11 protein-coding genes are annotated in these 12,137 nt (G+C 38.8%); 8 read left to right on the top strand and 3 right to left on the bottom strand.

The window, feature by feature from the left end; translation table 11 throughout:
* The 4 genes from ACN6OV_RS06650 to ACN6OV_RS06665 form a co-directional block, all read left to right on the top strand.
* A partial coding sequence (locus tag ACN6OV_RS06650) for a malate synthase G (protein ID WP_427951059.1) occupies window positions 1-1,911 on the top strand: 1,911 nt, incomplete at its 5' end.
* Window positions 1,912-2,001: 90 nt separating this feature from the next.
* The gene (locus ACN6OV_RS06655) at window positions 2,002-2,484 is read left to right on the top strand and encodes a hypothetical protein (RefSeq protein WP_427951062.1); all 483 of its coding nucleotides are present in this window, start codon (window positions 2,002-2,004) and stop codon (window positions 2,482-2,484) included.
* Between the two features lie 105 nt (window positions 2,485-2,589).
* Window positions 2,590-4,032 (top strand): aldehyde dehydrogenase family protein, encoded by a 1,443-nt coding sequence (locus ACN6OV_RS06660; protein WP_427951065.1) that lies wholly within the window; start codon window positions 2,590-2,592, stop codon window positions 4,030-4,032.
* 155 nt (window positions 4,033-4,187) lie between these two features.
* Window positions 4,188-4,847, top strand: coding sequence for an SOS response-associated peptidase family protein (locus tag ACN6OV_RS06665; protein ID WP_427951067.1), 660 nt, complete (start codon window positions 4,188-4,190; stop codon window positions 4,845-4,847).
* A 17-nt stretch (window positions 4,848-4,864) separates the two neighbouring features.
* Here the strand turns inward: ACN6OV_RS06665 and ACN6OV_RS06670 are convergent, their stop codons facing one another.
* Window positions 4,865-5,329: a MarR family winged helix-turn-helix transcriptional regulator gene (locus tag ACN6OV_RS06670; RefSeq protein ID WP_427951070.1), complete on the bottom strand. Its 465-nt coding sequence runs from the start codon at window positions 5,327-5,329 to the stop codon at window positions 4,865-4,867.
* Window positions 5,330-5,938: 609 nt separating this feature from the next.
* Between ACN6OV_RS06670 and ACN6OV_RS06675 the strand changes: the two genes are divergently transcribed.
* From ACN6OV_RS06675 to ACN6OV_RS06685, 3 genes are all read left to right on the top strand, one after another.
* A complete protein-coding gene (locus tag ACN6OV_RS06675) occupies window positions 5,939-7,459 on the top strand; it encodes a TerC family protein (protein ID WP_427951072.1) in 1,521 nt (506 codons plus the stop codon).
* A 399-nt stretch (window positions 7,460-7,858) separates the two neighbouring features.
* On the top strand, window positions 7,859-8,587 hold the full coding sequence (locus tag ACN6OV_RS06680) for a hypothetical protein (RefSeq protein ID WP_427951074.1): 729 nt from the start codon (window positions 7,859-7,861) through the stop codon (window positions 8,585-8,587).
* A gap of 32 nt (window positions 8,588-8,619) precedes the next feature.
* Window positions 8,620-9,174, top strand: coding sequence for a hypothetical protein (locus ACN6OV_RS06685; RefSeq protein WP_427951076.1), 555 nt, complete (start codon window positions 8,620-8,622; stop codon window positions 9,172-9,174).
* Window positions 9,175-9,255: 81 nt separating this feature from the next.
* Here the strand turns inward: ACN6OV_RS06685 and thiM are convergent, their stop codons facing one another.
* Both thiM and ACN6OV_RS06695 read right to left on the bottom strand, forming a co-directional pair.
* Window positions 9,256-10,125 (bottom strand): hydroxyethylthiazole kinase, encoded by an 870-nt coding sequence (gene thiM, locus ACN6OV_RS06690; protein ID WP_427951079.1) that lies wholly within the window; start codon window positions 10,123-10,125, stop codon window positions 9,256-9,258.
* An 11-nt stretch (window positions 10,126-10,136) separates the two neighbouring features.
* Window positions 10,137-11,294: a hypothetical protein gene (locus ACN6OV_RS06695; protein WP_427951082.1), complete on the bottom strand. Its 1,158-nt coding sequence runs from the start codon at window positions 11,292-11,294 to the stop codon at window positions 10,137-10,139.
* Window positions 11,295-11,688: 394 nt separating this feature from the next.
* Here ACN6OV_RS06695 and ACN6OV_RS06700 point away from each other — a divergent pair, with 394 nt between their 5' ends.
* Window positions 11,689-11,967 carry a hypothetical protein gene (locus tag ACN6OV_RS06700; RefSeq protein ID WP_427951085.1) on the top strand — a complete coding sequence of 93 codons (279 nt, stop codon included), beginning with the start codon at window positions 11,689-11,691 and terminating at the stop codon, window positions 11,965-11,967.
* Window positions 11,968-12,137 lie beyond the last annotated feature (170 nt).

The following is a 12,137-nucleotide window of genomic DNA, read 5'->3' on the forward strand; positions in this document are numbered from 1 at the left end:
ATTGGCTACTTATTACCAGAAGTAGAAGATTTCCAAATCAGCACAGAAAATGTAGATGAAGAAATCGCATTATTGGCAGGTGCTCAGTTGGTGGTTCCTGTGCGTAATGCACGTTACTGCTTAAATGCTGCGAATGCGCGTTGGGGTTCATTATATGATGCACTTTACGGTTTCGACGTAATCCCAGAAGAAGGTGGCGCGGAAAAAGGTAAGGGCTACAACCCAGTGCGCGGCGATAAAGTAATTGCATTTGCTAAAAATTTCTTAAATGAAACTTTCCCACTGGCAAATGGTTCACACGCAGATGCAACTCAATATGCAGTTGAAGGCAAAAAATTAGTTGTGAGCCTAAAAGATGGTTCTAAAACCACTTTAGCAAAAGAAGCTCAATTTGTCGGTTTCAATGGTGAAGAAGCTGCGCCGACTGAAATCGTACTTTTAAACAATGGCTTGCACGTTGTTATCGAAATTGATGCCACTAGCCCAATTGGTAAAACTGACGCTGCTGGCGTAAAAGACTTAGTTCTTGAGTCTGCGGTAACAACCATTCAGGATTTAGAAGATTCTATTGCAGCTGTAGATGCTGAAGAGAAAGTTGAAGGCTACCGTAACTGGTTAGGCTTGATGCGCGGTACTTTGTCTGAATCAATCGAGAAAAACGGCAAAACGGTTACGCGTACATTGAACCAAGACCGTACGCATAAGAACTTGATTGGCGGTGAAACGAAACTTCATGGTCGTTCATTGATGCTGCTTCGTAACGTAGGTCACTTGATGACTAACCCTGCGATCCTTGTAGATGGTGCTGAAATCTACGAAGGTATCATGGATGCGTTAATCACACCGTTATTGACTTTTGCTGACATTAAAGGCGAAAACACGATTAAGAACTCGCGTAAAGGTTCTATGTACATCGTGAAGCCAAAAATGCACGGTCCAGAAGAAGTTGCATTTGCAGTTGAATTATTCGAACGTGCTGAACAAGCGCTTGGCTTGCCTGCGAAGACTTTAAAAATCGGGATCATGGATGAAGAACGTCGTACTTCTGTGAACTTGAAAAACTGTATCGCGCAAGCGAAAGACCGCACAATCTTCATTAACACGGGCTTCATGGACCGTACTGGTGATGAAATCCATACATTCATGGAAGCGGGTCCATTCGTTCGTAAAGGTGAAGTGAAATCACAAATCTGGTTCCCAGCATACGAAAACCGTAACGTGATGATCGGTCTACAAACTGGCTTACGTGGTAAAGCACAAATTGGTAAAGGCATGTGGCCAAAACCAGATATGTTGCTTGATATGTACAAAACCAAGATTGAGCATCCTGAAGCTGGCGCAAGCTGTGCATGGGTTCCGTCTCCATCTGGCGCAGTCATTCACGCGATTCATTACCACCAATGCAACGTGTCTGAGCGTCAAAAAGAATTGTTGAACACTCAGCCGTTATCATTAGACGACTTGTTAACTCCACCTTTAGCAACAGATACAAACTGGTCTGCAGAAGAAAAAACCAAAGAACTTGAAAACAACCTTCAAGGCATCTTGGGTTATGTGGTTCGTTGGGTAGACCTAGGTGTAGGTTGTTCTAAAGTTCCAGATATCAACAACGTTGGTTTAATGGAAGACCGTGCAACACTACGTATTTCTTCACAACACGTTGCAAACTGGTTACGTCACGGTATCGTAACGAAAGAGCAAGTAGAAGAAGTATTCAAGCGCATGGCGAAAATCGTGGATGAGCAAAATGCTAATGATCCACTGTACACGCCAATGGCACCAAACTTTGACGGTTATGCATACCAAGCAGCGTATGACTTAGTCTTCAAAGGTGGCGAACAACCATCGGGTTATACAGAGCCGCTACTTCACGCAGCGCGTTTAAAATTAAAAGGTTATACAGGTGACTAATCTGTAAATCTAAAAAAGCCTCTTCGGAGGCTTTTTTTGTCAGAGATACGCACATACGTTGTGGGTCAGTAAAAGAATAGGAAGCATTTGATGCACTTTTGGAATGTAAATAAGTTAATTGATGATTTAAAAGAAAATAAAGTCACTGAATCCTGTTTTAAAAATTATTATATCGCCAGTTCAATCCTGATCTTTTTGAGCTATTTGACTTTAACCTTAACGCCAGAATCCTCACCCACAGAAGCATGGGCATCCTTTGTTTTACAAGTGGGATTACTTATTAGTTGGCTCAATGCCATTTTCAAGGCCAATGGTGGCGAGCATGGACGTGACTTTTTAAAGCGCTTTATTGCCTTATATTTACCCGTTACGATTCAAAGTATTGTTATATTCTTAATTATTGGCATCATCATGGAAGCAATTTTACCTTTTGTGACTTCTGCATTGGATGAAATGGCTTTAAAACAATTTACGATTGCAAAAGATTTGATCTTTGAAGTTGTGATCAGTACCTATATTTACTGGCGAATATTCAAAGCGATCCAACGAATCAATCAGTCACAACGTCAATAAAACTACATTATTTCGTTAGAGAAAGTTTCATCCCATTTTTTTTCTCATAGCTTTTCATGGCTGAAGCCTTTACATTGGAGGAAATCATAAAAACAGGATCATCCTATGACGGCTTATACAGCATTAGATTTGCAATATATTGGTGGTCAGTGGCGTACAGGGACTTCAACGCGTCATATTCAGAATATTAACCCTTATAACCAAGAATTAATTTTTGCATTACAAGCTGCGAGCAGTGTTGATGTAGATAGTGCGTATAGTGCTGCTGAACTTGCATTTAAACACGATGCAATTAAATCTATTGATGTGCGTCTTGGTGTGATCAATAAGCTGATAGTGGTTATTCAGCAGCGCCGTGAAGAAATTATTCAATGGCTGATTGATGAGTCGGGTAGTACACGGTTAAAGGCAAATATTGAAGTTGATGCGGCATTAGGCATTATCCAAGAGTCATTAACTTTCCCTGAGAAAATGCGGACGATTCAATTGGAGAGCAAAGATCCTTCCCGTAAAAGTTTTGTGCTACGTAAACCTTTAGGCGTTATTGCTGTCATTAGTCCATGGAACTTCCCGTTTCATTTATCCATGCGTTCAGTGGTCACTGCCATTGCCTGTGCAAATAGTGTCGTGCTGAAACCTGCGAGTGATACACCTGTGACGGGTGGAACGCTTTTAGCCAAATTATTTGAAGAAGCAGGCTTGCCGCATAGCGTACTGAATGTCGTTGCGGGAAGCAGCAGTGAGATTGGGGATTATTTTGTCGAGCATCCTGTTCCGAAAATGATTTCATTTACCGGCTCGACTGAAGTAGGTCAACAAGTTGGAGTGAAAGCATTAGGCAGTTTGAGACTGAAACGTTTAGCCTTAGAGCTAGGCGGCAATGCACCATTGGTGATTTTGGATGATGCAGATTTAGATTTAGCGGTTGAGCTCACTGTAATGGGGCGTTTTTTACATCAAGGGCAAATCTGCATGAGCACCAATCGTGTGATTGTGGATGAGACTTTGTATGATGCCTATGTCGAAAAATTGGTAAAGCGGGTAAAAACTATTGTTGTGGGTGATCCGAATAATCCTGAAACCCTTATAGGACCTATTATCAACAAGGCGCAAGTCGATAAATTAAAAACCATTATTCAAAATGCTATTCAGCAAGATGCGATTTTAGCTTATGCAGGCGGCATAGAAGGGCAGTTGGTTGCCCCGCATATTTTCACGCATGTGGATGCGTACGCTGATATTGCTTTAGAAGAAAGCTTTGGGCCAATCTTGCCGATTTTAAAAGCGCGAGATGAAGCGCATGCACTTGAATTGGCGAATTCAACCCGATTTGGTTTATCGAGTGCGGTATGTACCTCAAATTTAGCGCGCGGCGGAGAGTTTGCTGCCAAACTCGATATAGGTATGACGCATATTAATGGCATTAGTGTGGCGGATCAGGCCAATGCACCCTTTGGTGGTGAACGCAATTCAGGGCTTGGTCGTTTTAATGGTGAGTGGATATTTGAGGAGTTTACCCGTACTCATTGGCAAACTTTCCCTGCTTAGATCTGAAAAGTTATTCTAAATAAAAAAGCAAAATAGGGTCAATGTGTTCTGTTTTGCTTTTGATGATGCAGAAATTAAGTGAATGAAGAGGTCTCTTTAAGTCTTGATTAGAATATGTCAGACTTATTTGGACGAGTAACAACACAATCTATAATATGTGTGCCAATTTCAAACCGATTACCTTAGCGCAATTAAAGTCTCAAAACTTGCCTGAGATTAGTTTTGAATATCCTGAAGAAGTCTATCCAAATCATGATTTTCCGCTGCTCTTTAAGTCTGAGCAAGGGCTAGAGTGGCGAAAAGTGGGTTTTGGCATGGTACCCAAATGGGCGGAAGACAAATCAATTGCGCTGAAAACTTATAATGCCCGTAATGAAACCTTGTATCAAAAGCCGACGTTTATCAATGCGATCTCAAAATGTAAGTTTGGTGTGATACCCGTGTCTGAGTTTTATGAGTCAATGTATATCGACAATAAGCCGCAGCGATGGGGCGTAAGACGTAAAGATGGAGAGGCCTTTTATATTGCTGCTTTATATGACATTTGCCGACAAGGTGAACAGATTGTACGTTCGAGTACCATGATTACGATGGACGCTATTCAGCATGAGATGATGAAACATTTCCATGAGCCGGGCACGGTAAAACGCTCGGTCATTATTATCCCGCATGAGCGACTGGATGAATGGTTAAGTTGGAAATCACCCAATATTCAATCCTTTGTACAGGGGTTTCCTGTTGATGAATTTGAATGCTCTTATGCGCCTAAAATAAAAATCGAAAAAATTAGTCCCCAACTTAATTTTTTCGATTGAAATTAAACAGTTAAAACTTAGCGTGCTAAGTTTTTGAAAATATGTTTTAAGCTTTCCATGGTCTTTTCGATTTGAAGTGGCGTCAGGCCTTCAAAAGACTGTTCAAGTACGATATTGGTGAGATCATTGATCTTTTGGGTCATTTGATTACCTTTTTCAGTCAATACAACACGTGTAATACGTGCATCATCTTCACATGAATAGGTATCCACTAAACCTTCATCTTTTAAGCGATAAACAATCTTAGTTGTCGTCGACATTTTAGATACAACCATTTCAGAAAGATCTGAAACGCTCGCATGTGGCTTAGATTTCAATGCCAGTAAAATACGACGACGAGAGTTGTCCACACCATATTTTTTCAAGGCATGATCCACGTTAAGTACATATTGTGCATGAACTTGAGTGACCCAGTAGAAAGGAAAATTTTCCAAGCTAAAGTTGTCTGTGGATGGTAAAAATTTTGAATATTTTTTTGTCATGAAGTAATCCCCTAAATATTCTTGTAGTTTTATTTAATGCTTTAACATTCTATTGAAAAATAGAGGGTAATAGCAAGAGCGCACATTAAAAAAATAGAAGGTTAAAAAGGTCTCATTTTTAGATGGTCTTCATAAAAAATGTGGATAAAGTCGATTTTTGCTCATTTTAACTTTGCTAAAACTTATAGCATATTGTAATAGAATGAGATTTTTTATTTTACTGGTAGGTGTAAATGCTGAAATTTTTAAGATAAGCCACATAATATTATGATAGATGGTTACCAGCGAAGGATAACGCCTAACATTGCTTAAAATGATTCAGTTTGTAGAATTTTTTTTGAATATCTCGTTAATCAAGATTGGGTGAGAGACAGGCAAGAGAAGCCTATAGAGCATCATTCTCACAGCACTTTCTTTGCCGTATTGACGGTTCAAGTTTTTGATTATTTTTTGTAAAATTTAAAAAAATTATCGCGCAGAACGATACAAATTCCAAAGATTGTGCATAATGAAAATATTAAAAGTCACAGAGGTTAAATTTATGGATCCGTCGCCGAGCGCAGATCTGCATAAAATAGAGGATACAGTTCAAAATGAGGGTACCAACTAATGGAGTTTTTATTAGATCCTGGTATCTGGATTGGTTTACTTACACTTATTGTTTTAGAAATTGTACTGGGTATTGATAACCTGGTCTTTATTGCCATTTTGGCAGAAAAACTCCCTCCAGAACAACGTGATAAAGCACGTGTCCTTGGTCTTTCACTTGCATTGTTTATGCGTTTAGGATTGTTATTTGCAATCTCTTGGTTAGTCACATTAACAAAACCGTTGATTACGGTATTTGATTGGACGTTCTCCGGTCGAGATCTTATTTTATTATTTGGTGGATTATTCTTAGTCTATAAAGCCGTCACAGAGCTACACGAAAAAATAGAAGGTAAGCCTGAAGTTAAAGTAACGTCTAATGTCGTTTATGCAAGTTTTACTGCCGTTGTTGCACAAATTGTGGTGTTGGATGCTGTATTCTCTTTAGATTCGGTGATCACTGCAATTGGTATGGTCGACAATATTTACGTCATGATGGCTGCAATGATTGTGGCAATGGCCGTGATGTTGCTTGCGTCTAAACCATTGACTGCTTTCGTAAACCGCCACCCAACTGTTGTAATTCTGTGTTTAAGCTTCTTATTGTTGATCGGTATTAGTTTGATTGCGGAAGGTTTTGGTTTCCATATTCCAAAAGGCTATATCTATTCAGGTATTGGTGTTGCGATTTTAATCGAGGCATTTAACCAGTTTACCCAGCGTAATGTGAAAAAACATGAAGCTAAAATTCCATTACGTCATCGTACGGCGGACAGTATTTTAAAACTGATGGGTGGACGGTTAGAGTCAGATCAAGTTGATAATCAAGTACAAGAAGCATTTGCCGACGAAGAACGTTATATGATCGGTGGGGTGCTCACCCTTGCTGAACGTTCAGTAGCATCAATTATGACACCGCGTAATCAAATTTCTTGGGTTGATTTAAATGATTCGCCTGAGCAGATTCGTGAGCAAGTTCTGTCAGTGCCACATAGTCTATTTCCTGTATGTCGCGGAAGCTTGGATAAAGTTATCAGTATTGTCCGTGCGAAAGAATTGATTGATGTCTTAGACAGTGAAGAAGATTTAAAGTTATTGATCAAACGTCATCGTCCGATTTTTATTTTCCAAAAAATGAAAGTGATTGATGCGATTAATACCTTACGTACTTCGAAAGGATCTTTGGTTCTTGTGACTGATGAATTTGGTACTGTACAAGGTTTGATTTCGCCTCTTGATGTGTTTGAAGCTATTGCGGGTGAATTCCCAGATGCTGATGAACAACTTGATTTGATTAAAATCGATGACCAACATTGGAAAGCTTCAGGGATGCTGGATTTGTACCAGCTAGAACTTGAACTGGGAATGTTGGATTTAATCGAAGAAGAAGATGGTTATATTAGTGTTTCTGGCCTGATTCTAGATCAAACTCAAGGTATGGTGTCTGAAGGGACTGAAATTGAATTTAATGGTATTCAATTTAAAGTCACAGCGATGGACGATAACCGAATTAAGACAGTGGATATTTTCTATCAGTCTTAAGGGTTAAAACCAAAGCTAACGGTCTAAATCTAAAAATGGCAGCTTTAAGAAGCTGCCATTTTTTTGAAAAATTAAAAATGACTGTTCAGTTGAGCTATTTATAGCACCTTTTATGTAGGAAATTGCATTTGCAAAATATGCCATATTTACACCACTTATCCCTTAGTTTATAAATACCAGTAGGGATAAATGAAACGTTTAGGCCTCACATTTGCAAGTCTAATAAGGTATCGAGCCATGTAAGGCAAGAAAGTATCTGACAATATAGATACATTGAGGTGTATATATTCTCAAATTATGGATTGCAATAAATAAAACATGAAAATTGTGAAGATTATTTTTAAATGATTCAATTTTTAGTGGTGCATTCAAAACAGAATCGGTGATTTGGGTAATTGTATGAAGATATCTGAAAATGTAATCGATTTCAGTAAACTTTCAACAGAAAAGAAACACGAACTTTTTCAAGAGCTTTGGGAATTTGATTTGAATATTTTCCCCGGTGCGCGGATTGAACAATTATATGAATATTTGCATGATCCTGATGCAGTTGCGATTCCGGTCGTGCAATTTTTTCATCGCGGTAAGTTAATTGGTCAAAACATCATTCGAATTCTGAAATTAACTCACCATTATCGACCTATTTTGATCTTTAACTCACACGCAGGGGTGTTGCCTGAATATCGTAGTTATAACTTGACATTAAATTCTGCAATCAAAGTGGCGATGCAGCAGCAAATTCGTTTTCCAGCAATTCCAATGTGGTTTGTTACGACAGTAACACAACCCAAGATTTATACCTTATTTACTTCACGCTCTGCTAAATTTTATCCAAGGCATGATGCGGAGATGCCACAAGAATATATGGATATTTTAAAGAGCATGATGGTTCGCCATCATGATGTGCAGCAACGTACAGCGGATGTTTATGTACATAGCTGTGATTTGCCCAAAGTTACACCTGAGCAATTGATTCAACTGCGCAATAAGTCGGACGCACATATCCAATTTTTTATGCAGCATGTACCTGATTATATTGATGGTATGGGCATGGTGTGTATTTGTAAATTGAATATTTCAACGATCTTTGAAGCATCGATGAATATTGCGATGGGTCGAGCAGTTTAATGTTTAATTTGATTGATATTTTTGGATGTCGTATGCAATTAAAACTTGTCTATCAAGCACTTGGTTTCGTGTCTTTACTCTTTTTAGCTGCTTGCAAACCCGCAGAGCAAAAAGCACAAACCGATACAGATCAATGTATTGCACCACAAAAATTAGTCCAACAAATTTATAGCCAAAATCTCAAATTGCATAGCTTAACGGATGCGCAGGTTACTGAATATTTTGAGCCTGTCATGGCAGCGCGTATAAAGGATGAAATTGAATGTCGTAAAACCCAGCCAGTCTGCAATATTGATTTTGATATTTTTTCAGACCAACAAGATCTAGCTAAAAAGCTTAATCCAAGTTTGAGTTTTGATGATAAAACCAATACGGTGCGAGCTGAAATAAAAGTGGACAATGAAAATAAAGTATTGAGCTATGAAATGGGCGGTGAAGGCTGCGCAAAAATTAAAAATATTGTCTATGCCGGCGATTATGACTTGGATATGTTGCTCAGTAATCCAACGGGAGAGGAGTCAGAAACTTCTTTTGAAGATGACTTGACACATGATTCTGCAAGTCCGGTCGTTACGACAAATAATTAAGAATTTCATCAAAATTATGTGCTAAATAACCTGCTCAAATTTTTAAGCTCGGGCAGGTTTTATTATTTAATAAGGCTCGTTCTAGAGCGCTAAAACCTGTAGATTGGCAAACTGATGAAAGTCGTCTTCGTTTAAATTATAAACTTCATCGAGAAATGCCACATTAAAACTGCCGACACTGGAAGCAATTTCATAAGCTTTTAAACCCGCAATCGCAAAATGTAAATGAGCAGCGACAGTACCGACCGTCACAGTTTCACTGACAGCGCAATATGCAGCAGTGAGTGCACCTAAAGCACAGCCTGAAGCCGTCACTTTCGGTTGTAAATAAGAGCCACCCTCAATTTGAATCACGGCATTTATCTCTTTAGATAGGATAAAATCGGACTCACCAGAAATTGCGATACATTCGGCATGTTCAAGTAAAGGTAGGGCATGTAAATAGATTTCAGCACTGTTTAAGGTGCTGTCCACACCACGGGATTCACCTTGATTTCCTGCAAGGCTACTAATTTCTGACGCATTGCCACGAATCACAGTCGGTTTATATTGCAATAAAGTATCGACCATTTCAGAGCGCCAAGACAAAACAGGTCCATAGCCAACAGGATCAAGGACCCATGGTTTATTCAATTGTTGTGCGGTTTGTGCGGTAACTTGCATGGCCTGCATTTGTTCCGCATTTGGTGTGCCTAAATTGATGTTAATTGCACTGGCAATGCTGGCAAAACTTTCTGCTTCAAAGGGGTTATCAATCATCGCCGGTGACGCACCTGCGGCCAATAAGATATTGGCCACATAATTACTTGCAACCGCATTGGTAATAACGTGAACCAAAGGTTGTGTGGCTTTTAACTCAGCCCATGCATGAATGACACGTTCTAAAAGTGGATTGGTTAAATCAGTCAATTCACTGTCCCTTGTAGAATTTAAATTTTCGGGTTGATTCATTTTGTTCTCCCTTAACGGGTGAAATAGTGATCTTGATGTTTGCAGTTACGACAGAATAAGCTGACATAATCTGCGGCATCATAATCGACAGAGAGTTCTTGCGAACCACAATACATACAACGCTTGGTCGAATAAAAATTTAAGCGTGGCTCAATTTTTTTCCATGCATGGCGAATCGGTTGTACAAAAATCCCTTCATCTAATCCTAAAAATTGAAAAAGTAAAATTTCGCTCATTTTACTCAATGGCAATTGTGGCGGGCGAGGTAAGGTAAAGGTTTCCCATTTTTCTTGTAGTGCGCGTTCGCGATACTGTTGCAAAGTTTTTTTCAGCAAATTGGTATTGATGAAATTTTCATTGCGAGCTTGTAAGGCTTTTTGCTGATGCAAATATTCCAGTGCGGATTGGATCATGTAATAGATTTGCCCCACAGCCAGACTGTCGAGCAAGCGGAAGCAAAACACTTGAAAGCTTTTATTCCCTGCAATCTGAATGCCCCAAGTTTTGCAATAAAATTGCATAAATTGCACAATTTCTTGATACAGGATTAAGTATAAATTTTCTTTCACTTCATCAGCGGATTTGAAGGGCACACCCATCGAAAAATTTTCATAAAACCAATACCGAAGCTGCTGTGTAATGCTGAATAAACTCGGTTCGGAATAACCATCAAGCCGAACATTGATGTAGTACTGTTCGGCTTGAGTCGCATCATCTTTGACCACCAAGATTTGCTCATGCACCAAATGTTTTTTCAGCCAGAACTGAAACAGATAATTTGGACTGATGTTGTAATATTTGATGGCATCCCAATCGATATATTCTTGATAAGTCTTGTGTTCTTGAACATGGTTGTCGAGTAAAGCCAATAAAAATAGCTTTTGTAAGAAACTCAGTTCATTCAGTTCACGTTCTACAATGGTTTTGTTTTTCTGCTTACGTTGCTCTTGCAGACGGGTTTCTTTAAGCAACTTTTTACGTGCATTTTGGCAAGCTTCACAATGGCAGTTATATTGCTGCTCAGGATAAATCTGATGCTTACAATGACTGCATTCGTAGAAGTTAAATTCCTGCTCATCCAGTTGTTCGGCATCTACCCAATACATAGATGCATGACACAATGGGCATTGCGTACTTTCATCCATTTGTTTGCGTAAAATATTAAACATGGTTGAACAGTTTCCTTAAGTCATTCTGTGATTATACACATCTCTAATTCAGGACGGGGTTGCTATTTCTTTAGCAAAAAATAATCGCAATAAAAAAGAGCGACCTGTGACGTAGCTCTTGAGTTGAATGTGGGGCTTGATAGGTTGCGGGGCAAAGAATAGATGCGTCTTCCTCGCAGCTCATAAACATGGCAATGACTCTGTGATCAATCTTTGCAGCGTCCAGCCTTTTTAAAAACTATTTTTGATAAAATTGATGGTAAATATGCTATAACACAATGGATTTAAAGACTTATTTAACTCGATTTATCATGTCAAAATTTACATGTAAAAAGAGGGATAAGTGTATAGATTTAAATCACACCTTTGAAATAAATGATGGAATGGAAAAACCATGTCTGATGCACTTAAAACCAGCAACATTACCCGTATGCAACTGTATAAAAAAAATCATGGCGGCATGGTTGGTGCATTAATTATTGGGCATGATAAGACTTTGGAAAAGACCGCAGAACTGTTGGGATTAGCCAGTCAACATGATGTTTCAACCATCTATGTTGTAGGTGCAACAGCAGACATTGAGACATTTTTAAAAGATTCAGTTTCACGTTTTCGTTTTCATTTTGCAGCTGATTATGATAGTGCCTTGGATTTAATTTTTGCAGATCAATAATCATGCAATTTATTCCTGAGCAATTGAGTTTTTATCAGCACCTTTTTTAAGGTGCTTATTTTTTTATGAGCGGTGAACATTAGGTCTAAAAGCGTAAATAAGTAAACTTTGGTATTTATCTTGTTTGGACATGCTGAATTTATGAGCCAGCTTTTAAATAATTTACTATC

This window comes from Acinetobacter sp. (assembly GCF_050285345.1).
Classification (GTDB): domain Bacteria; phylum Pseudomonadota; class Gammaproteobacteria; order Pseudomonadales; family Moraxellaceae; genus Acinetobacter.

Coding starts and splice junctions, on each gene's coding strand:
- ACN6OV_RS06655 (WP_427951062.1), top strand. CDS start 2,002: ATGCACTTTTGGAATGTAAATAAGTTAATTGATGATTTAAAAGAAAAT.
- ACN6OV_RS06700 (WP_427951085.1), top strand. CDS start 11,689: ATGTCTGATGCACTTAAAACCAGCAACATTACCCGTATGCAACTGTAT.
- ACN6OV_RS06695 (WP_427951082.1), bottom strand. CDS start 11,294: ATGTTTAATATTTTACGCAAACAAATGGATGAAAGTACGCAATGCCCA.
- ACN6OV_RS06670 (WP_427951070.1), bottom strand. CDS start 5,329: ATGACAAAAAAATATTCAAAATTTTTACCATCCACAGACAACTTTAGC.
- ACN6OV_RS06675 (WP_427951072.1), top strand. CDS start 5,939: ATGGAGTTTTTATTAGATCCTGGTATCTGGATTGGTTTACTTACACTT.
- ACN6OV_RS06685 (WP_427951076.1), top strand. CDS start 8,620: ATGCAATTAAAACTTGTCTATCAAGCACTTGGTTTCGTGTCTTTACTC.
- ACN6OV_RS06665 (WP_427951067.1), top strand. CDS start 4,188: ATGTGTGCCAATTTCAAACCGATTACCTTAGCGCAATTAAAGTCTCAA.
- thiM (WP_427951079.1), bottom strand. CDS start 10,125: ATGAATCAACCCGAAAATTTAAATTCTACAAGGGACAGTGAATTGACT.
- ACN6OV_RS06680 (WP_427951074.1), top strand. CDS start 7,859: ATGAAGATATCTGAAAATGTAATCGATTTCAGTAAACTTTCAACAGAA.
- ACN6OV_RS06660 (WP_427951065.1), top strand. CDS start 2,590: ATGACGGCTTATACAGCATTAGATTTGCAATATATTGGTGGTCAGTGG.